The organism is Phascolarctobacterium succinatutens YIT 12067 (genome assembly GCF_000188175.1).
Taxonomy (GTDB): Bacteria; Bacillota; Negativicutes; order Acidaminococcales; family Acidaminococcaceae; genus Phascolarctobacterium_A; species Phascolarctobacterium_A succinatutens.
The window spans coordinates 15166-39810 of sequence record NZ_GL830857.1; the positions used below are offsets into that span (position 1 = coordinate 15166).

Genomic DNA, 24645 nt, shown 5'->3' on the forward strand with positions numbered 1-24645 from the left:
TTAGCAGATGCTAACTTGACACGATTTCAATAGCAGTTAGGCATTCCTAACTACTATTGAAAGTTTACGTCAGCTATAAATTTTTGTCAAGCATTTTTTGTAAAACCCTACGCTAATTTACAAAATTGGTTAGCTTACGCTGTCATGTTTACAAAAAAACATCGGCTGACTTTATAGTCAGCCGATGTAAAGCAAATCAGCATATTAGCTATAGCTTTTTATTATATCTTTTTGTAGAGAATACGGATAGAATTCAGCACGCACAGCAGCGATACACCAGTATCCGCAAAGACTGCCGCCCACATAGAAGCATAGCCCATAAGGCCTGCAATCATAATGATAACCTTAACAGTCAGAGCGAAAATTACGTTCTGCCAGGCAATCGCACCTGTTGCACGCGCGATAGCAATCGCTTGCGGAATAGCCTTCACTTCGGAATTCATGAAGACAACGTCGGCAGCCTCAATCGCTGCATCTGCACCGCTGCCCATAGCAGCGCCGGCATCCGCACCGGCTAATACAGGCGCATCGTTAATGCCGTCACCAACGAACATAACCGGGCCGTACTTGTTGCGCAGCATATTAAGCTCGCTAAGCTTATCCTGCGGCAGCAGCTGAGCGCGTACCTCGTCAATACCTGCTTCCTTAGCCACAGCCTGCGCTTCCTTCTGCGCATCGCCGGTGAGCATAGCAGTTACCAGGCCTTGTGCCTTCAGCGAAGCAATTGCTTCCTTGGCATCTTCCTTCAGAGTATCGTTAATCAGAAGCTGGCCCATGTATAAGCCATTGTCGGCCACAAGCACCTCACTGCCGCTTTCGGTAGGAGTATAGCCGCCGTATTCAACGTTAAAGCGTTGCAGCAGCTTGGTATTGCCGCACAGAACCTTGCGTGCGCCAAAGTACGCAACCAGGCCTTCACCGGCAATTTCTTCAAATTTATCGGGGCGTACAAGCTCAAGCTTTTCAGCCTTAGCAGCCTCTACAATGCTTACGGCAATCGGGTGGGTAGAAACAAGCTCTGCACTTGCACACAGGCGCAGCAGCTCGTCAGCTTTCATGCCTTCGGCAGCATTAACCTTCTGCAGCACGAAGTTACCCTTGGTAACGGTACCGGTTTTATCCATAACTACGGCAGCAATGTTTTTCAAAGCCTCCATAGCAACGCCGCCCTTAAAGAGAATGCCGTACTTGGAGCCGGCGCCGATGCCGGAGAAGAAAGCCAGCGGCACGCTCAGCACCAGTGCGCAGGGGCAGCTGATAACAAGGAAGGTCAGCGCGGTGTAAATCCATTTATTCCAGTCGCCAGTAATCAGGGACGGAATCACAGCAGTCAGTACTGCGGCAGCAACAACAAACGGAGTATAGATACGTGCGAAGCGGGTAATGAAGCGGTCGATAGTCGGCTTGCTGGCAGCAGCGTTCTCTACGCTGTCCAGAATGCGGGTTACCATGGACTCTTCCAGAACCTTTTCTACACGGATTTTCAGCATACCGGAGGTGTTCACGCAACCGGAAACAACCTCATCGCCATATTTGCGTTTTACAGGCACAGGCTCGCCGGTTACAGGAGAGGTATCTACCAGACTTTCGCCGTCGATAACAACGCCATCCAGAGGAATACGGTCGCCTACGCGCACCAGCAGGATATCGCCTACGTGTGCGTCAGCGGCAGGAATAACCTTCACATCTTCGCCTACCAGCAGGTTGACAACCTCAGGACGCAGGTCAACAGCGTCCATAATCTGGCCACGGCTCTTTTCCACCGCACGCTGCTCAAAGTATTCGCCCACACGATAGAAGAACATAACGCCTACAGCCTCTTCCCAAGCCTGAATAGCAAACGCACCCAATGTTGCAACGGTCATGAGGAAGTTTTCGTCAAATACATTACCCTTCGCAATATTCTTCAAAGCAGTCAGCACAATGCGTCCGCCAAGCAGAATATAGGCAAAAATCAGGAAGTACATATGATATGCTTCCGGCACCAAGCCCAGCCATTCGGTGATGATGAATACTGCACCGCCAAGTACAATTTCGATAATCGTCTGCTTTTCGCTCAGCTCGGAGAAGATACCGCCGGATTTTTTGCGTTCCTCCAGCTCAGGAGCCAGAGAATGCTTGCTTTCAGCCTCCAGCAGTACAACGCCCTCTTCTACCTTATCGGTTACAGCCTGCATTTTCTCCAGCAGACCATTGTAATTCTTAGCACTTACGCGCAGCTTTTTCGTAGTAAAGGTCAGGGTAGCTTCATCAATCTCAGGCATAGCGTTCAGCGCACGTTCAATCTTGACACCGCAGTTAGCGCAGTCCAGATTCTGCACCAGATAAACTCTGCTCTTGCCGCCTAATTGCGGACGGCGGTCACGCGGTACTACCACAACGTCGGACTCAATAGATGTGCAGATTTTTTGAATTTCCGGCAGCAAAGCCTCATGGTCAGCAGCGCTGAGGCGCAGCTGCTTGGTAGCAAAGCTTACGTTGGCATAAGTTACACCCGGCAGCTCTTTGATTTTGTATTCCATTTTGGCAGCGCAGTTAGCACAGCCAAGGTTTTGCAGAATATATACGCGCTTAATTTTATCGGCATCCGGCATACGGCAGGTGCAATTAGCCAGGCTTTCGCCGCATACATCGCAGTACTCCTCATGCGGATGGCAGATTTCGCAATTACAGTCAGCAGGATGACCGGGAACGTGATGTCCGTGTACATGAGCATGTTCGTGGCCGTGGTCATGTCCGCAGCCACACTCGTCACCGTGTGCGTGAGCATGTTCATGCTCGTGGCCGTGGCCGCAACCGCATTCGTCACCGTGTGTATGAGCGTGTTCATGCTCATGGCCGTGGTCGTGACCACAACCGCATGCGTCGCCGTGCGCGTGAGCGTGTTCGTGCTCGTGGCCGTGGTCATGTCCGCAGCCGCATTCGTCGCCGTGCGCATGTGCGTGAGCGTGTTCTTCATCTTCATGCTTATGATCATTACCACAGCAGCAATCATCGCCATGCTCATGGGAATGCTCTTCATGGTCATGGTCATGATCGTGGTCGTGTCCGCAACCACAAGCATCGCCATGAGTATGCTTAGGCACATGTCCCATAGTTTTATGATCATGATCCTTACCGCAGTGACCGCAGGTGCAGCCTTCCGGATGCTTGCTGTAATCCTCTACACTATTGATATGGCCGTCAATATGACGAAATGCTCTTACATCGCCGGCACCGTTACGGATATCCTCTAAATCTTTCTTCATTGTATCTACCACCTTTCTTTTCAGGTTGTCTCACTCTTCATATGAGTATCTATTCATATGTAATATAAAAAATAATAGGAAAGGTGATAACACCTTTCAGTAAATTCTTTGATACCTATATTATAACACAAATAACGTATGAGTCAATACTCACCCATGAAATTAGTGATAAAAATTCCTAAGAAAAAATGGGTACAGCACATTCGCCGTACCCACTATAAAAAATGATGGAGAAAATTACTTTTAAAGAAGCCCTATGCTTACGCATATCGCTTCAGGACTGCCTTAGTCAAATAAGTGACAAGCAACCCAATGGCCATGCTCAACCTCTTTCAGCTCAGGCTTAACCTGTACGCAATGCTCGGTGCAGTGCTCGCAACGGCTGGCAAAGGGACATCCCGGTGGCAGGTCCAACGGACTCGGGATTTCGCCTTCCAAAGGCTCAATCTTTTCGCCCGGCTTGAAGTCTACCTTAAATACAGCACCCATAAGCGCCTTGGTGTACGGATGCTTGCAGTGTTCTGCAATGCGGCCGTGCTCCAGCCATTCTACTACATTACCCAAGTACATTACCGCAACCTGATGGCACATCAGGTCTACCAGACCGAGGTCATGGGCAATAAACAGATAAGTAATATTTTTTTCTTTTTGAATGCGGCACAGCAGCTCGCAGATTTTTTCCTGTACAGAAACGTCCAGCGCGCTGGTTGCCTCGTCGCACACGATAATCTTCGGTTCAAGTGCCAGAGCGCGGGCAATGCCCAGACGCTGACGCTGACCGCCGGACATACTGTGCGGATAGCGGTCCTTGAATTCAGCAGGCAGCTCAACCATTTCCAGCAGCTCTGCTGCTTTGGCGTCTACCTCGCTGTTTTTTATCAGGCCGAAGTTTTTCAAAGGCTCGGTGAGGATATCCTTAACAAGCATCTTCGGATTGAAGGCAGCAGTAGGATCCTGGAACACCATTTGGATGTTCTTTCTGTCCTGACGCAGCTGTTCACCGCTAGATTTCATCAAATCGTGGCCTTCGAAAATAGCTTCACCGCTGGTAGCAGGGTGAATACGCAGCAGAGTACGCACCAGTGTACTCTTACCGCAGCCGGATTCACCGATGATGCCCAGGGTACGTCCTTCGTATGCACGCAGGGTGATGTCATTGCAGGCAGTCAGAAACTTGCCGCCGTCAACTGCGAATTTTTTGGTAAGGTGGTTAATCTCCAGTACCAGTTTAGTACGTTCATAGGCTGGTTTTTCATTATTGCTCATAATATGTCGTCCCTCCTATGACTGGTACTGCCTTAAGCAGCTGCTTCGTATATTCATCCTGCGGATTAGCAATAACGTCCTCACGCTTGCCATATTCCACAACATGACCGCCCTTCATAACCATCAGCTTGTTGGATACGTAGGAAGCAACGCCCAGGTTATGCGTAACCATAATAACGGCCACGCCGTATTCGTCACGAATATCAACAATCTGACGGATAATCTGTGCCTGAGTAGTTACGTCCAACGCACTGGTAGGTTCATCGGCCAGGAGGATTTTCGGGCTGAAAATCATAGCCATAGCAATACCTACACGCTGACGCATACCACCGGACAGCTCAAACGGATAGCTGTTCATGATATTTTCCGGGTTCGGCAGACGCACGTTAGTCAGCATATCGCAGCACATCTTGTAAGCCTGATCCTTAGACTTGTCCGGCTGATGCGCCTGAACATAGTCGATGAACTGTTGGCCGATGCGACGGATAGGATTAATCATGTTGCCGCTGTCCTGGAAAATCATGGACATCTCGCTGCCATACATTTTGCGCCACTCTTCAGGAGTATTTTGCAATACATCCTTGCCGTCAAATGTGATGCTGCCGCGGCTAACACGGCCGGCACCGGGCAGGCAACCCATAATAGCGCGGATAACGGTTGTTTTGCCACTGCCGGACTCACCGACAATGGACATAATCTCACCCTTATCCAATTCTAAGCTGGCACCGGTTACGGTGAGCTTGTCACCGTAGCTGATGTCTAAATCTTTTACTTCAAGAAGCATTGAACAATTACCTCTTTATTAATTATTGTTTCGGGCAAACGTCTTTAGTCAGCCAATAGTAGTCAGCCGGGAAGATATTAGCGTTAGCCAAGCCTGCTTTAGATACCATGTTGGTCTTCGGATAGCCAAAGAACAGAGCAGCGCCGTCATCCAGCAGGATTTGCTGCATTTGAATCATATATTCACGACGTTTAGCCGGATCGAATTCTACAGACAGCTTATCAGACAGTGCGTCGTATTGCGGATTGCTGTAGCCGGTGGAGTTTTGCGGTTGGCTGGCGTTGATGTTGCTCTTCCAGTACCAGTTCAGGTAAACTTCCGGGTCACCGGTGTTAGCAGTCAGGATGTTGGAAATAATCAAGTCAAATTCACCATTGCGGCGCATCGGGTCAAGTACGTTATAGTCAACGTTCTTCATGTTAACCTTAATACCGATTTTCTTAGCATCAGCTTGGGTAGCTTCTGCATACAGAGGCAGCTCGGCACGGCCGCTGTAGAATACGAAGTCGATTTCCAGGTTCTTGCCGTTTTTATCAACATAGCCGTCACCGTTGGTATCTTTCCAGCCTGCTTCAGCCAGCAGCTTCTTAGCATTTTCCGGATTGTAAGCATTCGGATCCTTCAGTTGGTCAAAGCCATAGTCCAAGGAAGGCGGAACAGGTGCTTTGCCGGGGATAAAGGTATCTTTCAGCAGAACCTTGTTGTAGGTTTCGCGGTCCAGGCACTGAATCAGAGCAGCACGAACCTTAGGATCATGCAACGGTTTGCCTTCGTTCATATTGATTTGAGCCAATACGGTACGCAGAGAAGCAATTTCGGAAATGTTATATTTAGCTTTATCTTTGAAGAGCTGCAGGTCACCTGCTGCAATGTTGGTAGCAAAGTCGATTTCACCTTTTTGCAGTGCCATAGCACGGGTGTTAGGATCGTCGATAGTCGAGATTTCAGCATTTTTGAACGGAACCTTGCCATTCCAGTATTTTTCGTTAGCAACCATTACTGCTTTAGCCTTGCTGTAGGATTTTACAGCATAAGGACCGGTGCAGATAGGACCTTCTTTTTTGATATCACGGTTGGTTACTTTAGTATCAATCATGATGAACAGAGGGTCAGCCAGCATGCCCGGCAGAGTCGGTACAGGTTTTTTGGTTTTGATGATCAGGTTTTGGCCATCAGCTTTGATTTCAGCATATTGGAAGATGGACTGAGCACGGGTGTTCAATTTAAAGGTTCTTTCAATGGACTCTTTTGCAATTTCAGCAGTCAGCTTATCGCCATTGGAGAAGCAAACCTTATCGTTAATGTGGAAGGTCCAGGTCAGTTTATCGTCGGAAATAGACCATTTATCAGCCAGCCACGGAGTAGCGTTCATTTTCTCGTCGAATTTAACCAGGCATTCGCCCAGGCCGTAACGCATTACAACCCAGCTGAAGAAGTTATCGGCAGGATCCAAGTTATCAGCAAAGTTGGTTACACCGAATTTTACTACTTCGTTGGATACAGCTGCTTTTTTATCGCCACCGCCGCAGCCTGCTGCTGCAAATGCCATTAAGCCGATCATAGCCGCTGCTGCGGTAAATTTTAAGGATTTTTTCATTGTACATCTCTCCATTTCTTATACTCAAGTTAAACAAAAAACGTAAAACATATCTGAAAATCAAAGCTTCACCAAGTAAGCCTTAATCTTCAACATCACCACGCGGGTCAAGCACATCACGCAGATTATCGCCCCACAGGTTGAAAACTACTACGGTAACAAAAATTGCCAGACCGGGGAAGAACATCAGCCAGGGTGCAGTCTGCAGCTGCTGACGGCCTTCGTTCAGCATCAGGCCCCATTCAGGAGCAGGCGGCTGGCTGCCAAAGCCCAGGAAGGATAAACCTGCAAGCTCCATCATCAGAGCACCGATATCTGCTGCTGCGGTAATAACCATCATCGGCAGAATATTAGGCAGGATGTGCACCCAAAGGATATGGCCGGGAGTACCACCATTAACGATGGCTGCTTCTACGAAGTCACGACGTTTTACCTTTAAAACCATACTGCGGGATAAACGCGCGTATTTGGTCCAGCTGACAATCGTCAGCGCAAACACTGCATTAACCAGGCTGCCGCCCATAATACCGGCGATTGCAATTGCCAGAATCATACCGGGGAAGGAAATCATCATATCGGAGATACGCATGATAACCATATCAACCTTACCGCCGAAGTAACCGGAAACAACGCCCATCGTAGTACCTACAACAAATACGCTGGCTACGAGAACCAATACGCCGGTCAGAGAAGCTCGTGCGCCGTACAGCACACGGCTGAAGCAGTCACGACCTAACTTATCTGTACCAAAAAGATGTTGTGCACCGGGTTCCAAAAAGGCATCTTTCATAGCAGCATGAGTCGGGTCATAGGGAGCAATTACCGGAGCTGCGATTGCTATCAGCAACAGACACAGCACCAGAACAGAGGTTACGGCAAAAGCACGGTTGGTTTTAAAACCATTGATAATTGTTTCCATCTGCTCTTACCTTACCTTTCTCAGACGCGGATCAAGATAATTGTAAGAGATATCAACAATGAGGTTGATAACCATATACATCAACGCAATCCACACAACAACACCTTGTACAAGCTGGAAGTCACGGTAGGTGATAGCTTCAATCGCCATACGGCCAAGACCGGGCCATTGGAAAACCATCTCGATAACCGCAGCACCACCCAGAAGGTTACCTAAAGACAAACCAAGCAAAGTAATCAGCGGCAGCATAGCATTCGGCAGAACCTCTTTCCAGAGGATATGGCTTTCGCTCATACCGCGGGCACGTGCACCGACAACATAGTCCTGATGCAGCTCCTCCAGAATTGCTGTACGTACCTGACGTGTATACTTGGAGGCCATAGCGATAGCCAGTGTCAGGGACGGCAGAATCAAGGTATCAATACCAATCTCACCACCAACGATGGGCAGCAGGTCAAGCTTCAGACCAAAAAACCACAGCAGCATCAAGCCTACCCAGAAGCCGGGCATGGATACGCCCATAAAAGTGAAGCCACGCACGATATTGTCAACCATGCTGCCACGCTTTACGGCAGAGTAGATGCCGGCAGGAATTGCCACCACCATCATCATAATCAGAGAAGCCAAGGAAAGTACGATAGTACCGGGAAGGCCCTCCATAAGTGCTTCAACTACAGGCTTTTTAACCATGTAAGAGAAGCCAAGATTGCCCTGTAAAGCTCTTCCTAACCAGTCAAGGTATTGGAAGAAGAAGGGCTTGTCCAGACCTAGTTCAGCACGCAGTGCATCAATTTCGGCCTGACTAACAATAATATCCTCGTTACCTGCAATCATCTGGCGAACAACGTCACCTGGAGCCAGCATTACCAAAGCAAAAGTAATAAAGCTGATACCCAGCAGAACAAGGATGATCTGCCCCAGTCGGGACAGAAGCTGCTTTTTCGTCAAAGCACATCATCTCCATCAAAAAAAATTACCCTTCCTGCAAAATGAGCGCAGAAAGGATACATACTTACAATGTGCACAATTGTAATTATATATATTTCCGTCGCTAGCAGGAATATATCAACTGAGGAAATCAACCTGACTTAGCCTTGCGGCATCACAGTGGCTTGACCGCTACGGATTTGCACCGTATTCCGATTATTACCTGCATAGACAGGCACCTCAGAAGAGTATAGATTTGTAAAAGTTCCTTATATCAGCAAAAAAGAATAAGCTAACAATTATAGATTTATAATAATACTAGTTCTCATAATTTGCAACAAATTTGTTACAAACGTGTTGCTTAGGCAAAATCTCTTCTCAAAGAGGACAAATAGAATAAAAGTATTATTGACTGAGACAGCATAAAGCCCAGCAAGGCCAGCCACAGTCCGCTGTTGCCCCAAAGCGGCACCAGCTGCCACTGCAAAAGATAAAACACCAAGAGCGCCATCAGCATCATGTTGCGTACCGGTGCAGTTTTGGTAGCTCCGCAGAAAACCCCGTAAAGCACCATGCCGATACCGGCGCAAACAGGATAGAATAAAACAAACACATTGTAGGTCATAGCCATCGCTACAACCTCTTCGATATTGGTAAACAGGCGGATAAAGAACTCATTGCTCAAGTGATAGCCGAGCATCAGGATAGCGACCAGTACCACCAGCCATTTGAAGGTCATTTTTATGGTAGCGGCAAACAGCTTACCGTTCTTCGCACCTACCGCACGGCCGCTGAAAATCGCCGCGCCGTTCGCCATACCATCAATCAGATAGCTCATAATATCCTTGAGCTGCAGCAGTACAGCATTAGCTGCCAGCACCACAGTACCGAAGGAAGCTCCGACTGCCGCAATAATGTTGTTGACGGTCAGCAGGCAGGCAGTACGAATCATCAGGTTGACGTTTACCTGCAGCATGCCGATAAACTCACGCCAATCCAGCAGCTCGCTCCAAGGCAACGCTTTGTAATCAAAATCACCGTAATAGTACATCAGTACTACACTCAAGATACCGCCGTAAAGCTGACTTAGCAAAGTAGCAAAAGCCACGCCCGTAATATCCATATGCAGCCAAAAAACAAACCAGATACTCAGCGCCATGTTCAGCACGTTCATGGAAACCTGCATAAACACACTCGCCCGCACCCGCGTCTGGCCCATGAGCCAACCAAGGGTCACATAGTTACCAAAAACCAGCGGTGCACCCCAGATAAGGATGTAATAATAATCACGGCATAGCTCGTTAACCTCCGGTGCAGCACCAATCATGGCCAGATACAGTTCCAAAATCGGCTTTTGGAAAAGGATGCAGCAGGCACTTATCAGCATTGCCAGAACCAAGGGCTTAAAAAAGGCGAGCATACCAAGTCTTTTATCGGCAGCGCCAAAGGCCTGTGCCGCATAACCGGTAGTACTCACACGTAAAAAACCAAATAACCAATATAAATTGTTGAACAAAATAGCTCCAAGAGAAACTGCTGCAATATATTTAGGGTCAGGAAGCTGCCCCATTACTGCAGTATTTACCGCACCCATCAAAGGCTGCGTCATTGTCGACAGCATAAACGGTACTGTCAGTCCCAAGTATTCCCTATCAGTCAGAAGGTTCACTTTATCTATCTCCCTTGTTTATTCGCACTAAATTTTATTTTAAAAAAACATCTTGTGTGAATAGCTTATCATATGTTATAATTTATTGCAAGTAAAAAAAGTAGCAATTGCCAAAAATATTTCTGCGGAAAATTTGCCATTCTTCGCAAAAGAAAAATTTATACGCCATTGCTTAATTTTTTAGACTTCAGTTAGCTGACGCTAATAGAAAAATTATTATAAAAAGTGTGAGAAATATATCAAAGGAGTGAGCACATGTCTGACACACTAAAGGTATGTGGACTGACTATTGAACGTGGCACTAAACTGCGTACGTACCTGCCTGTCCCGGACACCAATGTAAAAATCCCTCTGACTATTATCAACGGTGACCAAGACGGTCCCACCCTGCTTATTACCGCAGGCATCCACGGCGGCGAATATCCCGGTATCGCCGCAGCAATGGAGCTGGGCCGCGATATTGAGCCTGAGCACGTAGCAGCAGGCTGCCTGATTATGATGCACCCGGTAAATATCCAGGGCTTCTGGGCACGTCGCGAAATGATTGTTCCTGAAGACGGCAAAAACCTGAACCGCGTTTTCCCCGGTGACCCCATGGGAACGCTTGCCGATAAAACTGCATATTTAATCAGCAATAACTTCTTCTCTATTGCCGATTTTTATGTAGACATGCACAGCGGCGATATCCACGAAAGCCTGCATCCCTATGTTTACTACCCCGGCCAGCCTACGCCTGAAGTAGAAAAGAAATCCCGTTCCGTGGCACGCGTACTCGATATGGAATATATGGTACGTTCGCTTGCAACCGGCGGTGCCTATAACTACGCCGCCAGCACCGGACTTCCTTCTATCCTTATCGAACGCGGCGGTGCCGGTCTCTGCCTGCACGAGGATATCGAAGCCTACAAGGATGATATCCGCAATATCCTGCGCAAGCTGAAAATGTTCTCCCTGCCTGTAAAGCCACGCCATCACTCTCCGCGTGATGTAGAAAATCTTATTTATCTGGAAGCGCTGGAAACAGGCTGCTGGCTGCACCACATCCATAGCGGCGATTTTGTTGAGGAAGGCCAGGTTTTGGGACGCATTACCGACGTTTTCGGCAATACGCTGACAACCTATTACGCAGAGCAGACAGGCGTAATCCTTTACGTCTGCCCTGCACTGGCATCTCCCAAGGGCACCATTCTTGTAGCCTACGGCACCATCAAGGAATTTGATGACGAAGAGTAAAAATTGCTTGATGGCCTTTATCGATTAGCCATAGGTATCCTCCTGCTTAAGTTAGCACTTAATCTCTATGCAGGAATTTTTTCTCTGAAAACTGTAAAATATTTTGCAAAAAACGCTTGACAAAGCCTTTGCTAACCGCTTATAATTCAGATAATCTCTTTGCACTGCAATTTTAGCTACAGTACAAACTGATCAGGCGGTAAACCTTCTTCCGGGTTTTTGCAGCCGGGCCCTCTGGGCAGCAGACCTTGACGCAACGTCTGCGGGACAGTTAACTACTATCTCGCAGGCGTTTTTTATATGTAAAAAGGCCTGCAAAAATGCAAAGATCACTTTAGGAGGTTTTATTATGAAATTTGAAAATGATGCCGAAAGAATCGCTATGATTGTTTCCATCAACAGTATTATCGGTAATCTGCTTTTATCATTGGGCAAGCTTATTGCCGGTTTCGTCGCCCAATCCGCTGCCATGGTTTCCGACGGTATCCACTCTGCGTCCGATGTTTTCGGTACCCTCATTGTTATGGCCGGCGTAAAATTTTCCAACAAGGCTTCGGATGATGACCATCCTTACGGCCACGAGCGTATTGAATGCATTGCAGCTATTCTTTTGGCAATAATCCTGACGATTATCGCACTGCTCATCGGCTACAGTGGTTACGAAAAAATCGTAGGTGACCCTGCTGAGCTGGAAATCCCCGGCCAGCTTGCTCTGTGGGCAGCCATTATTTCCATTGTTGCTAAGGAAGCAATGTTCTGGTACACCCGCAACGCTGCACAAAAAATCAATTCCGGCGCACTGATGGCAGAAGCATGGCATCACCGCAGTGACGCTATGAGCTCCGTCGGCGCTTTTATCGGTATTTTGGGCGCACGCATGGGCTATCCTATTTTAGACCCCATCGCCAGCCTGGTAATCTGCGTGATGATTTTATATGCTGCCTACGAAGTATTCAAGGATTCTATGGATAAAATGGTTGACCGCAGCTGCGATGGAGAAACTACCATCGCAATGGAAGACCTTGTTTCCCGTGTTCCAGGCGTAGAGCATCTCGACAGTCTGCACAGCCGCCTTTTCGGCAGCCGTATCTACGTTGATATTGAAATCAGCGTCAAGGATAACCTTACCCTGCTGCAGGCACATCACATCGCAGAAATGGTACACACCGCTGTTGAAGCAAACTTTCCGCTGGTAAAGCATTGCATGGTGCATGTCAACCCTTTGAGCGAGGACAGCCATGAATCCTGCACTATGCTGCCTCCGGACTTGCGTCCGCACAATCAGAATAATTAAACAAAACTCAGCTTACGCCACATAAAATAATTTTAAATTTTTCTTGATATACCCTCTTGACAAGCTATCTTAAGGGGGTATATAATTTAGGTAATTAATGAGTGATTGCTCATATGTATTATTGAACATATTAATAAATGCATGGAGGTATCTGCTAATGAAAAAGATGTTATTTATTCTTGTCAGCATGCTGTGCCTGCTTTTATCAGCCGGCTGCGGCAGCGACAAACAGGCAGCGCAAGCACCTGCCGCCGACAAGGTGTTGCGTGTGGCAACATCACCTGCTTCTCCGCCCTTTGAGCTTTATCTTAAGGAGCAAAATAAATTTACCGGCTTTGATATCGATTTAATCAACGATGTAGCAAAAAAAAATGGGCTATGACAAGGTTGAATTTATCAATACCCCGTTCGACGAGCTTCTGCCCGGCCTGAATCACAAAAAATATGATATTGCCATGAACAACTTCAGTAAAACCAAGGCACGTTCCATTGACTATGCTGCAAGTGATTCCTATGCTAAAGCTGCTTTCTCCATCGTTGCCAAAAAAGGCAGCAACCTCAAAGCAGACATCGACAGCATGAACGGCCGTAAGGTTGCCATCAAAAAAGGTGCTTCTGCCGAACGCGTCGCTAAATCCTTCCCCGGCAGCATCATTGTTGAATATCCGGAAAATGCCAGCGCTTTACATGCAGTAGAAACCGGCGAAGCAGATTACGCTATCTGCGGTAACCTGACCACTGCCTACTATATGACTCATACCGATGACGACAATTGCCTGCAGGTTGTAGGCCATTCCGAACGCCAGGATGATCTTGTTGTCTATGCTGAAAAAGGAAATGAAGAGCTGATTAAAAAGTTTAACGCTGCTTTGAGCGACTATAAAAAGAGCGGCGAATACAAAAGACTCATCAAATTCTACTTCGGCGATATCGAAAAACAGTCCTGATACACCCCTAACTCAGCTAAAAGCTAATAGCTTATATATATCACACCCCTTACAATACTCTTTTTATAATACTCCTTATCAGCCGGCATCACCTAAAGCCGGCTAACAAACACTCAACTCATCAAAACGCAGAAAAGCCTTGCAGTAAGTCCAAACTGCAAGGCTTTTTTGCTGTATTTTTATATTCAGTTTAATCCTCCGGATGCAGCTTAATGCAGGACGCACGCACCGCCCTATGCCAGCCACGCAGCAGATGATTACGCGTTTCTTCATCCATAGCAGGCGTAAACGTCTGCTCAATAACGTGATTGCCCTTAATCATTTCCTTGTCATCCCAATAGCCTACTGCCAGACCTGCAAGATAGGCAGCGCCCATGGCAGTGGTTTCAATGCAGCTCGGGCGTTCCACCTTAACATTGATGATGTCCGCCTGCGTCTGCATCAGGAAGCTGTTGGCACAGGCACCGCCATCAACCTGCAGCGAGCTCAGCTTAATACCGCTGTCCTCCTCCATAGCCTTCAGTACGTCGTACACCTGATAAGCAATAGCTTCGAGCGTTGCACGCACAATATGATTACGGTTAACACCGCGCGTAAGGCCTACAATCGCCCCGCGCGCATATTGGTTCCAATGCGGCGCACCCAAGCCTACAAAAGCAGGAACCATGTAGCAGCCGTTGGAATCGGGCACAGATTTCGCCATAGCTTCGGATTCGGCAGCATTGCGAATCAGCCCCAGCTCATCACGCAGCCATTGGATAGCAGCACCGGCAACAAAAATGGAGCCTTCAAGCGCATATTCCACCTTGCCGTCTACACCCCAGGCGATAGTTGTAACAAGACCGTTTTTGCTGTCTACAGGCTTTTCGCCGGTATTCATCAGCATAAAACCGCCCGTACCGTAGGTATTTTTTGCTTCGCCGGGTGCAAAGCAGGTCTGTCCGAACAGCGCACATTGCTGGTCACCTGCAGCGCCGGCGATAGGAATAGAAGCCTCAAAAAGCTTGGCATCGGTAGAACCGTATACACAGCTGGATGGTTTAACCTCCGGCAACATTTGGCGCGGAATGCCCAAAACAGTCAGGATTTCGTCATCCCATTGCAGAGTATGAATATTAAACATCAATGTACGCGAAGCATTGGAATAATCCGTAACATGAACCTTACCGCCGGTCAGCTTCCAGATAATCCAGCTGTCAATAGTACCGAACAGCAGCTGTCCTGCTTCCGCACGCTCGCGTGCATGAGGTACGTTTTCCAGAATCCAGTGCAGCTTGGTACCGGAGAAATAAGCATCCAGAACCAGGCCTGTCTTTTCACGGAACATATTAGCATAGCCACGGATTTTCAGTAAATCGCAATATTCAGCGGTACGACGGCACTGCCAAACAATCGCCTTGCAGATAGGACGACTGGTGTTCTTGTCCCAAACTACGGTAGTTTCGCGCTGGTTCGTAATACCGATACCGGCAATATCAGCCGGAGTAACATCCAGCTTGCTCATTGCCTCGTACATCAGGCCTACCTGAGTAGCCCAGATTTCCTCGGCATCATGCTCTACCCAGCCTGCCTGCGGATAATACTGCGTAAACTCCTTTTGTGCTACGCTGCAGATTTCTCCATGCTTGTCAAATAAAATACAGCGGCAGCTGGTAGTTCCCAAATCCAGCGCCATGATATATTTATTCTTCATACTTTCACGACCTTTCCTTGATATTTTTAAGTATAACACAAAACATAAGGAGCCGCCACTTTCGTAGCAGCTCCTGAAAAAGCATATTTAATTATATTTGATTGGAATCCTGATAATGTATACGGTGCCTTATCGGACGTCTTATAAATTAGGCAAGAACATTACCAACCCCGGAACATAGGTGACAATAAGTAATGCTACTAACAACGCTACGATAAACGGCCAAACTTCCTTGAAGAATTCGCCGAGCGGCGTTTCCGTTATCGCACAAACCGTAAACATCATCGAACCGAACGGTGGCGTCAGACCGCCGATCATAATGTTAACAATACAGATAATACCGAAGTGTACAGGGTCTACACCCAGTTTGGTTACAACAGGAACCAGCAGCGGAGCCAGAATAATCAGTGCAGCGCCACCCTCAAGGAACATGCCCAAAATCAGCAGCAGGATATTTACCAGCATCAGCATCATGTACGGATTGCGGGTAAAGTCAAGCATTGCGGAAGTTATATGCTGCGGAATACGCTCCCAGTTCAGATAATAGCCAAAGAAAGAAGCTGCAACGATAATCAGTACAACGGAGCTGGTACCGTAAATAGTTTCCTTCATAATAGGCCAGGCATATTCCCATTTCAGCTCCTTATAAATGAAGACACCTACCAAGATGCAATATACTACTGCTACAGCGCCTGCCTCGGACGGAGTGAACATACCCATGCGCAGGCCGGCAATAATACCGAACGGGAACAGCAGCGCCCAGATAGATTCCTTAAGCTGAGTCATGATTTCGCCGAAGGTAGCAGCCTTTTCACGCGAAGGCTTGTATCCACGCTTTTTGGAAACAATGGCAACAACAATCATCATAGATACTGCCATGAGAATGCCGGGCACATAGCCTGCCATAAACATTTTAGTTACGGATACGCTGGCAATCAGCGCATAAATAATCAGGTTAATTCCGGGAGGAATTACAGGCGTACTTGCGGAGGATGCAGCTGTTACCGCGGCACTGAAGGCTCTGCCGTAACCACGCTTTTCCATTTCCGGAACAAGCATTTTACTCTGCATAGCAGCATCAGCGTTAGCACTGCCGGAAACACCGCCCATCAGCAGGCTGAGCAGTACGTTAACCTGAGCCAGACCGCCGGTCATATGACCCATGAGCACGTCGGTAAATTTCATCAGCTTATCGCTGATACCGGCATAGTTCATGATGGAGCCTGCCATAATAAAGAAGGGAATTGCCAGCAGCGGGAAGGACTGCGTGCTGGTAATAATACGTTGGAATACCAGATGCGCAGGAGAAGTCGCATCCAAAAAGGTAAAGTAGGAAATCGTTGCACCGAACAGGGCATAAGCGATTGGAATACTGGAAAAATAAAGCACAAAAACGATGATGACGGGCAAATAAGCCATTATTTTTCCTCCTTTCCGGAACCGGTAACATCCTGCCAGACAAATTTAATAGAATACATGGTCATGAGTACAAACGCAATCAGTACGGAAGAACTGATATAAACGGAAGAAATACCCAGTACCGGGGTCATTTTCGTATAGGATTTGGAAATATAGATAATAGAAAGATAAGACATGTAGCCGTTGAGCGCGACAAGAATAACGTCGGTAATCAGGCCGATAGCCTTCTGCATACCTTGGGGCATTCTCTTAACAATGATATCAACGCCAACGTGACCACGATGCTTGAATACGGCAACAGCGCCGATAAATACCGACCAGACAAAGCAGCCGGTAGCAACCTCTTCAGACCAAACAAGGCCGGAGTTAAAAACATAACGCAGAACAATATTGATGACAACAAGGATAGTAGTAATGCTGATGAAAAATGCAGCAACTAAATCTTCCAGATTATTTAGCACGAAGCTCAGGTTTTTACCCAAAATTTTACCTCCATTTTTTATAGTAATACTTATGCAAAGGAAGGAGCTGTCACGCCGCATACATGCAGCGTGGTAGCTCCTTAGTGTTTCATTATAACGGTTTAGTAATGTTGAAAAAATCTACAGCTTATTTTGCAGCGCGGATTTTTGCCAACTCAGCTTTCAGCTTTTCATAGATACCAGGAGTTGCGCCTTCTTTTTCTTCCATCTGTTTGAATACAGGTTCGGTAGCTTTTTCGAAAGCAGCATGGTTAACATCGTTGAATTTTACGCCCTTGCTTTCCAGTTCCTTATAAACCTTGTTATAGGATTCGGTGGAAATCTTGGTCATTTCTTTACCGCCGTAAGCAAATTCTTCAGCAACGATCTTCTGATCTTCCGGAGACAGGCTGTTGAATACTTTGGTGGAAATGTATACGCCGCAGGTACCCAGGAAATGCTTGGTGGTAGCTACGTTTTTAACGTGCTCATAGCATTTGGTACCGATGTTGGTGAATTCGGAGCCTTCCAGACCATCTACAACGCCTTGGGAAACGCCGGACAGAGTTTCGGAGAACGGCAGGCTGGTAGCAGTAGCGCCCATAGCATTGATGGTGTCAATGAACAGCTTGCTGCCGGGAGTACGCAGTTTCAGGCCTTTCATGTCTTCAGGTTTAGTAATAACCTTGTTGGTCATAACATTACGGAAGCCGAAGATGTAGTCCAGAGCCAGAACCTTAATACCTTTTTCTTCAGCTTTCTTTTCCATATCCTTAACCAACGGAGTTTCAATCATCTTCTCATATTCGTCATAAGATTGATACAGCATCGGACCAACCAAAGGTTTGAAATCAGGTACATAGTCACCCAGATAAGACGGGTCTTCTACAGAAATAAAGTTGGCACCGTTAGCAACCTGCTCCAGACCATCCTTGTAGCAAGCCAGCTGGTTTTGACCAAAGCATTGAATTTCTACACGGCCATTGGTTTTCTTCTTGATACGTTCAGCAACCAATTCCATGGATTTGTACAGCTGCTCATCGGGAGAAAATACATGGCTCAGCTTCAAAACAACCTTTTTGTCAGAACCTGCTGCCTTTTCATCCTTTTTGTCAGAACCGCCGCAACCGGTCAGCGCCAACATCATAACAGACATTAACAGAAGAGCTACGATCTTTTTCATGTTCATCCTCCTAAATCCCTTGTTGAATTTTGTTGAAATTTATTATTATAGAGATTCCCGTTTTGAATCTGATATCATATTAACAGAGTGACACAGAATTGTCAATAATTTTACGCATATTTAGCAAATGCACTTGCAGTCTTGTTTTTGGCCGTTTTTTATCCCTATTGGCCTTATTGTGTCCCACTTGTTTTTTCGCTTATCTTATGCTAAGATAGTGTTGAACATTATTGAAAATTTCAAGGAGGAATAGAAATGGTTCAAATTTTTGCGCACCGCGGCTTCAGCGGCTATTATCCTGAAAATACTATGCTTGCTTTCCAAAAGGTAGCAGAAGAAACTGTTGCTGACGGCATTGAACTGGATATCCAGCTCACCAAAGACGGTGAAATCGTTATCATGCATGACGAAATGCTCGACCGCACCACTAACGGCAGCGGCTGGCTGAAGGACCATACCCTGGAAGAGCTGAAAATGCTTTCTGTAGGCGTTAATGTCAAAGGCTTCTTCCCTCGCCAAACCATTCCTACATTACGCGAATATTTCACCTGGCTGAAAACCACCAAGCTGATTACCAATATCGAGCTCAAAACCAGCTATTTTGAATATGAAGGCATTGAAGAAAAGCTCATTGCTATGGTCAAGGAATTCGGTCTGGAAGACCAGATCTGGTATTCTTCCTTCAACCATTACACTGTTGCCAGAATCAAAAAACTGATGCCGGAAGCAAAATGCGGTCTTTTAACCGACACCTGGCTGATGAACATCGGTGAATATGCTGCTTCCCAAGGCGCTGCAAGTGTTAACGCTCGCACCTATTTCTGTGCTAAGGAAGGCGTTGCTGCTGATCTGCACGCACACAACATCGCTCTGCAGGCATGGACTCCTAACGATGCTGAAATGATGCAGGAGCTGGTTGATGCCGGTGTTGACGTTCTGATTACCAATTATCCTGACATTGCCGCAAAGGTTTTAGGCAGATAATTTATATCAGCAACCTGATACATAATTAAATTAGAAAGGATTGTGTTTATGCCTAAGAAGGTTACCCTGAAGGATATTGCTGCCAAGGCAGGTCTTTCGCCTGCCAGCGTATCGATGATTCTCAACAGGCGCAGTATTGACCGTTTCAATGCAGAAACTGTTGAACAGGTCTACGCTATCGCCACTGAGCTCGGCTACAAAAGCAGCAAGGAAAAGGCCTACGCCCTCGTCAGGCCCTCAGATACACTGATTATTATTATCTGTCCTTCATTATTCAATCCTTTCTATACTACTATTATACAGGGTATTGAAATCGCTGCCCGTAAGCAGGGCTTTGTCACCTCCGTCCGCACCACCTATTGGGATACGGATACAGAAAAATTTATCATGGAGCAGGCCCGTAAATTCAACGTTGCCGGTGTCATCTTTGCCATGATTCCCCAACAGCCGCAGCTGGCATATCAGCTGAGCAAATATCTGCCGGTTGTTGCCATCGGTGACAGACGCAGTGATCTGGAGCTTGCTACAGTAGATATGAATAATTTTACTGCAGGTCAGCTCATCGGCAAGCATCTTACGGATTTGGGACATAAACATGTTGCCTATCTTTCTACAACGCTCAACGATCAGCACACCTCACGTGTGCGCCGCTATCAGGGTCTGGAGGATGCCTGCAAGGCAGCAGATGCCAAGCTTTCCCTCTTCACCCAAGAGATTACTTCTGACTACGAGCTTTCGCACGTTGAAGTAGAATACAGCACAGGCTATGAGCTTGCCAACCGTTGTCTTGATACAGCGCCGGAAACAACAGCCATGGTCGCTATCAACGATATGGTTGCCTACGGTGCATATAATGCCATTATCGACAGAGGCCTAAGGATTCCCGATGATATCAGCCTTTGCGGCTTCGATAACATCTTCCCCTCGTATCTGCGCGGTGTCAGCCTCACAACTATCGACAACTCGCTGACAGAATGCGGCAAAAGCGCCTTTAAGCTGTTGCAGGAGGAAATAGCCAGCTACGAGCACCACGGTAAATTTGAGCCTATTACCCATGTAGAATACAAATGCCGTCTTGTTGCCCGCTCCAGCAGCGGCACTGCTCCCATGCGTTGACAATTCCCGCAGGATACTGTACAATAAAGCCTACATAGTTTCTATGAATTAAAGAATTGTGCAGGTTTTAATTATGAACAACAAATATACAAAAGCACTCAAAGCTGCTTTTCCACTAACGCTGCCAATTTGCGCAGCGTTTCTTTTTTTAGGCATTTCCTACGGCTTTTACATCTGCAGCAAGGGCTTTTCGCCCTGGTATCCGTTTTTTACCAGTGCGCTTGTCTTTGCCGGCAGCATGGAATTCGTTCTGGTCACGATGCTGCTGAGCCCCTTCAATCCTTTATACTGCTTTTTTATGGCACTGATGATTAACTCGCGTCATCTTTTCTATGGCCTGAGCATGTTGGAAAAGTATAAGAATACCGGTCTGAAGAAATTTTATCTGATCTTCGGTATGTGTGATGAATCCTTCGCCATCAACTGCAATACTGTTATACCTGAAGGCATCGACAAGGGCTGCTTCATGCTCTGCGTAAATCTGCTGAACCAAATCTACTGGGTAGCTGGCGCAACCATCGGCGGTCTTTTAGGCAACAGTCTGCAAATCAATACCAAAGGCCTGGACTTTGCCCTCGTCGCTCTCTTCACGGCAATTTTCGTCAGCCAATGGCAATCGACAGAAAATAACACTCCTGCTGTTTTAGGCATTGTCATTCCGTTGGTTTGCCTCGTGCTCATCGGTCCGCAAAGCTTTATTCCGCCGGCTATGCTGCTTCTGCTGCTGGTATTCATCACCGCATATTACAAAGGGGGCATTAAATTATGAGCTTCGCAGAACAAATCATAACCATTGCCGCCGTTGTCGCAGGTACGATGTTAACGCGCTTTCTGCCCTTCATCCTGTTTCCGGCCAATAAAAAAACGCCGCCTCTGGTAGCATTTTTAGGTAAAATGCTGCCTGCGGCCGTTATGGGCATGCTTGTTGTCTACTCCCTCAAGGATACGCAAATTCTTAGCGGCAGCCACGGCCTGCCTGAAGCCATAGCCGTAGCGCTGACAGTTATCCTGCAGGCAACCCTGCGCAATCTGCTGCTGACGATAGCAGCAGGCACTATAGGCTATATGCTGCTGGTGCAATATGTATTTATGTAAAGAATGTTCGAAAGCAAGCACAAAGATATCAGCAAAGCTGTAATACGAAAGATAATATTCCCCATATATAATGGTAAATTGATTTTCTACTATTATATATAGTATAGGGGAATGTTTTTTATCTGCCGTACAAAATTAAAACTACCCTCCGCCATGCTCTGTCCAACATGACGAAGGGTAGTCTTTTCATTTATATCCTATATATACTGCCAATGTCCCCTAAGCAAATATATACAGAAAGAAGGAATTTGTAATTGTAAGCATCTTTGAAGCTTTGTGCGTCAGGGCAGCTTCCGCCCCGTCTATAATAAATTGTTCTCTATCCAATTTGCGTCTGCTGACCGCTCCCATTTGGGAGCGTTGCAGACGTTTTAAGAAAGGTGGTAAGACTTATGTCTTTAATTAATTATGCTGCAGTTGGGAAGAACGGCCATACGATAGGAATAACGATGATTGCAACAATCATGCTGACTGCTACCAAGCCGCCGCCGCATTTTACATAATCCATGAATTTGTACTTGCCAGGGCCAAGTACCAGGGTGTTCGGAGGAGTACCTACCGGAGAAGCGAATGCGCAGCTGGAAGCAATCAGGATTGCCATCAGTACAGCTTTCGGAGATGCACCCATTTGAGTAGACAGTGCAATGCCAACCGGGCACAGCAGAGCTTTAGAAGCGGTGTTGCTCATAAACTGAGTCAGGACAACTGCCAGACCGAAGAGTACAGCAGTTACCAGATACGGAGACGGGTTACCGCCCATCAGGCTTACGGTAAATTCAGCAATCAGCTTGCCGGCGCCGCTGGTGTTCATAGCTGTTGCAACAGGAATCATGCCTGCAAATAGGAAGATAGTAATCCAGTCAATGGAGTTATAGGCTTGTTTTTCAGTGATGCAGCCTGTCAGTACGCACAGTACCGCTCCGACAACAGCAGCCAGTTCCAGAGGAACGACGCTGGTTGCCATAGAACCGATAACGCCAACCATGATGATACCGCAGATCATCTGTTTTTTAGGAGTAGTGTTAGTAGCATCAATCTCCTGCTCTACATCTGCAACCTCGTCGGTTTTAGCTTCCGGCAGAATATATTTGCCAAGGAACATCATGTAAACTATGCCGGCAACAGTAATAGGAATGCCGATGTAGGCATATTCAAAGAAGCCAAATTGCAGCTCCGGCATACCAGCTGCTTTCAGAGCAACGTTTGCCAGAATGTTCGGCGGGGTACCAATCAAGGTACAGGTACCGCCAAGGCCGGCAGCGAAAGCCAACGGCATCAGCTGACGAGAAGCGGAAAGCTTTGCTTGTGCGCAGATACCCATAACTACAGGAATCAGGCAAGCGGTGGTACCAGTGTTAGACAAGAACGCAGACATAACAGCTGCAATAATCATAAGACCAAACATCAGGCTGTTTTCATTGGTACCAAACAGCTTTACTACAGCGCCGCCAACCTTTTGAGCAAGGCCGGTGTAAAACATAGCAGCGCCAACGACGAACATACCGCCAAAAAGAACTACAGTAGAATCTGCCAGGCCAAGGAAGATTTGGTTCTCAGGAACCAGGCCCAATGCACTGCAGGCTATAGCAGCCAGAACCGCGGTCATTGCCAGCGGAATCATTTCGGTAACGAATAACAGTGCAACTACTGCTAACAAAATCAAGCATTTAATTGCTGGTGTCATAAAAATTTCCCTCCACTTATTTCTTCTTAAATAGGTTTACATATTGAAAAGTGTTTACAAAGAGCTTGCCATCTTCGCCTCGATGCGGGAAGACTTTACCTTCCTTTTTCCTGTTCTCGATAGCTCGATAGTAAAACTTCTTGTCTACCTGTTTCAGGTACTCCCGAATCTTAGAATCTTCTTTTTCATCATTCATGATAAGTGCAATGTCCAAAACTTATCAGCTCCTTTCTTGTTCCTTTTGGAGAGTGCCTTTCACTGTTAGAGATTATACAATATATTCCAAAATAATAAAAATACCTAGTTGGAATAGAAGTTATATGAATTAAGTATATTTCGGAAAGTAATTAAATATATTTTGGAACTAATTTCCACTTATTTTTTACAGCAGGCAGTTTTACATTATACTATAATTAAATTATCGCCGGAATAAAAATACCTATGTAGCATTATTCATATATCAGTCAGGAATATTTTAGGCGAACAAAAAGCCAGTCTGCCAACGACGTACAAGGAGGTAGGCTATAACGTCATCGCTCGCGGACTGGCATATTATAATGCTGCTGTCTAAAGCTTAAAGCAAAATATTCTTAAACCACTTACTATAGTATTCTCTGTCCAACTCTTTGAGATAGTTCAGTACAAAGCTCATCTTTCTTCTTAACCTCTTTTTAATGCTTTCAGGGATGCTTCGCTCAGTTTGAAGCCCTGTACTCTTTTGCTGAAGGCAAAGCCTTTTTCACCACAATGCGGGAATACTTTTGCTGCACCGTTGCGTTGACGGCATAGATGTGCGAATAAACCGATTTCTTTTTCGACTGCCATTTTTGTTTCAGCCATGATTGTTCTCTCCTTTGCTTTGAATAAGTCAATTTGTCAATTTGCTCTGTATAAGGCCCCTGCTTTATACGCATTTAGTATAACAGATATTGCTTAATAAGAAAAATAGCTAATAGGAATTATAGATATGACATTTTATTATTGCTTTTTAGCATTCTTCTGTTCTATAATAGCCTTAACCACTTAAATTCTTGAAATCATACTAGCAATATGATAAACTAATTATATTATTCCTATATTTAGAATTCATTACTGTTTTTGTTTTACATAAGTTTAGTTTTAGTTG

The 24645-nt window shown here is 46.4% G+C and carries 22 protein-coding genes and 2 riboswitches; of the genes, 8 read left to right on the plus strand and 14 right to left on the minus strand.

Annotated features, from left to right (window positions below; genetic code table 11):
- Positions 1-221 precede the first annotated feature (221 nt).
- From HMPREF9443_RS01905 to HMPREF9443_RS01935, 7 genes are all read right to left on the minus strand, one after another.
- Positions 222-2594, minus strand: a complete 2373-nt coding sequence (locus HMPREF9443_RS01905; protein ID WP_009144806.1) for a heavy metal translocating P-type ATPase — start codon at positions 2592-2594, stop codon at positions 222-224.
- A 939-nt stretch (positions 2595-3533) separates the two neighbouring features.
- Positions 3534-4514 carry an ABC transporter ATP-binding protein gene (locus HMPREF9443_RS01910; protein WP_009144808.1) on the minus strand — a complete coding sequence of 327 codons (981 nt, stop codon included), beginning with the start codon at positions 4512-4514 and terminating at the stop codon, positions 3534-3536.
- Positions 4504-5298, minus strand: coding sequence for an ABC transporter ATP-binding protein (locus HMPREF9443_RS01915; protein WP_009144809.1), 795 nt, complete (start codon positions 5296-5298; stop codon positions 4504-4506). Before HMPREF9443_RS01915 ends, HMPREF9443_RS01910 begins: the two co-directional genes overlap by 11 nt.
- 22 nt (positions 5299-5320) lie before the next feature.
- Entirely contained in the window at positions 5321-6895 is a 1575-nt protein-coding gene (locus HMPREF9443_RS01920) for an ABC transporter substrate-binding protein (protein WP_009144810.1), read from the minus strand.
- 82 nt (positions 6896-6977) lie between these two features.
- Positions 6978-7814, minus strand: coding sequence for a nickel transporter permease (nikC, locus tag HMPREF9443_RS01925; protein WP_009144811.1), 837 nt, complete (start codon positions 7812-7814; stop codon positions 6978-6980).
- Between the two features lie 6 nt (positions 7815-7820).
- Positions 7821-8762 carry a nickel ABC transporter permease gene (gene nikB, locus HMPREF9443_RS01930; RefSeq protein WP_009144812.1) on the minus strand — a complete coding sequence of 314 codons (942 nt, stop codon included), beginning with the start codon at positions 8760-8762 and terminating at the stop codon, positions 7821-7823.
- A gap of 108 nt (positions 8763-8870) precedes the next feature.
- Positions 8871-8999, minus strand: a riboswitch (cobalamin riboswitch).
- Positions 9000-9102: 103 nt separating this feature from the next.
- Positions 9103-10410 carry an MATE family efflux transporter gene (locus HMPREF9443_RS01935; RefSeq protein WP_050787091.1) on the minus strand — a complete coding sequence of 436 codons (1308 nt, stop codon included), beginning with the start codon at positions 10408-10410 and terminating at the stop codon, positions 9103-9105.
- A gap of 255 nt (positions 10411-10665) precedes the next feature.
- On the opposite strand from HMPREF9443_RS01935, the gene HMPREF9443_RS01940 reads away from it, so the two are divergent.
- From HMPREF9443_RS01940 to HMPREF9443_RS01955, 4 genes are all read left to right on the plus strand, one after another.
- Positions 10666-11643 carry a M14 family metallopeptidase gene (locus tag HMPREF9443_RS01940; protein WP_009144814.1) on the plus strand — a complete coding sequence of 326 codons (978 nt, stop codon included), beginning with the start codon at positions 10666-10668 and terminating at the stop codon, positions 11641-11643.
- Between the two features lie 178 nt (positions 11644-11821).
- A riboswitch (NiCo riboswitch) is annotated at positions 11822-11916 on the plus strand.
- A 76-nt stretch (positions 11917-11992) separates the two neighbouring features.
- Positions 11993-12937 (plus strand): cation diffusion facilitator family transporter, encoded by a 945-nt coding sequence (locus HMPREF9443_RS01945; protein ID WP_009144815.1) that lies wholly within the window; start codon positions 11993-11995, stop codon positions 12935-12937.
- Between the two features lie 157 nt (positions 12938-13094).
- The gene (locus HMPREF9443_RS11100; RefSeq protein WP_009144816.1) at positions 13095-13319 is read left to right on the plus strand and encodes a transporter substrate-binding domain-containing protein; all 225 of its coding nucleotides are present in this window, start codon (positions 13095-13097) and stop codon (positions 13317-13319) included.
- The gene (locus HMPREF9443_RS01955) at positions 13309-13884 is read left to right on the plus strand and encodes a substrate-binding periplasmic protein (RefSeq protein ID WP_009144817.1); all 576 of its coding nucleotides are present in this window, start codon (positions 13309-13311) and stop codon (positions 13882-13884) included. The genes HMPREF9443_RS11100 and HMPREF9443_RS01955 overlap by 11 nt, the downstream gene beginning before the upstream one ends.
- A 190-nt stretch (positions 13885-14074) precedes the next feature.
- Here the strand turns inward: HMPREF9443_RS01955 and glpK are convergent, their stop codons facing one another.
- The 4 genes from glpK to HMPREF9443_RS01975 form a co-directional block, all read right to left on the minus strand.
- Positions 14075-15577 (minus strand): glycerol kinase GlpK, encoded by a 1503-nt coding sequence (glpK, locus tag HMPREF9443_RS01960; RefSeq protein ID WP_009144818.1) that lies wholly within the window; start codon positions 15575-15577, stop codon positions 14075-14077.
- Positions 15578-15718: 141 nt separating this feature from the next.
- Positions 15719-16996, minus strand: a complete 1278-nt coding sequence (locus HMPREF9443_RS01965) for a TRAP transporter large permease (RefSeq protein ID WP_009144819.1) — start codon at positions 16994-16996, stop codon at positions 15719-15721.
- Positions 16996-17478 carry a TRAP transporter small permease gene (locus tag HMPREF9443_RS01970; RefSeq protein ID WP_040564727.1) on the minus strand — a complete coding sequence of 161 codons (483 nt, stop codon included), beginning with the start codon at positions 17476-17478 and terminating at the stop codon, positions 16996-16998. The genes HMPREF9443_RS01965 and HMPREF9443_RS01970 overlap by 1 nt, the downstream gene beginning before the upstream one ends.
- Positions 17479-17605: 127 nt before the next feature.
- On the minus strand, positions 17606-18646 hold the full coding sequence (locus tag HMPREF9443_RS01975; RefSeq protein ID WP_009144821.1) for a C4-dicarboxylate TRAP transporter substrate-binding protein: 1041 nt from the start codon (positions 18644-18646) through the stop codon (positions 17606-17608).
- 249 nt (positions 18647-18895) lie between these two features.
- Here HMPREF9443_RS01975 and HMPREF9443_RS01980 point away from each other — a divergent pair, with 249 nt between their 5' ends.
- The 4 genes from HMPREF9443_RS01980 to HMPREF9443_RS01995 all read left to right on the plus strand — a co-directional run bounded on the left by HMPREF9443_RS01980 (position 18896) and on the right by HMPREF9443_RS01995 (position 21835).
- Positions 18896-19624 (plus strand): glycerophosphodiester phosphodiesterase, encoded by a 729-nt coding sequence (locus tag HMPREF9443_RS01980; protein WP_009144822.1) that lies wholly within the window; start codon positions 18896-18898, stop codon positions 19622-19624.
- 48 nt (positions 19625-19672) lie between these two features.
- On the plus strand, positions 19673-20740 hold the full coding sequence (locus HMPREF9443_RS01985) for a LacI family DNA-binding transcriptional regulator (RefSeq protein WP_009144823.1): 1068 nt from the start codon (positions 19673-19675) through the stop codon (positions 20738-20740).
- A gap of 73 nt (positions 20741-20813) precedes the next feature.
- A complete protein-coding gene (locus HMPREF9443_RS01990; protein ID WP_009144824.1) occupies positions 20814-21509 on the plus strand; it encodes an AzlC family ABC transporter permease in 696 nt (231 codons plus the stop codon).
- Complete coding sequence (locus HMPREF9443_RS01995) at positions 21506-21835, plus strand: branched-chain amino acid transporter permease (RefSeq protein WP_009144825.1); 330 nt, start codon at positions 21506-21508, stop codon at positions 21833-21835. The genes HMPREF9443_RS01990 and HMPREF9443_RS01995 overlap by 4 nt, the downstream gene beginning before the upstream one ends.
- Before the next feature lie 406 nt (positions 21836-22241).
- Here HMPREF9443_RS01995 and HMPREF9443_RS02000 read toward each other — a convergent pair whose 3' ends face one another.
- The 3 genes from HMPREF9443_RS02000 to HMPREF9443_RS02010 form a co-directional block, all read right to left on the minus strand.
- A complete protein-coding gene (locus HMPREF9443_RS02000) occupies positions 22242-23519 on the minus strand; it encodes an SLC13 family permease (RefSeq protein WP_009144827.1) in 1278 nt (425 codons plus the stop codon).
- Between the two features lie 16 nt (positions 23520-23535).
- On the minus strand, positions 23536-23733 hold the full coding sequence (locus HMPREF9443_RS02005; protein WP_021720459.1) for a hypothetical protein: 198 nt from the start codon (positions 23731-23733) through the stop codon (positions 23536-23538).
- Positions 23734-24179: 446 nt separating this feature from the next.
- Positions 24180-24359 carry a hypothetical protein gene (locus HMPREF9443_RS02010; RefSeq protein ID WP_040564748.1) on the minus strand — a complete coding sequence of 60 codons (180 nt, stop codon included), beginning with the start codon at positions 24357-24359 and terminating at the stop codon, positions 24180-24182.
- Positions 24360-24645: the final 286 nt, after the last annotated feature.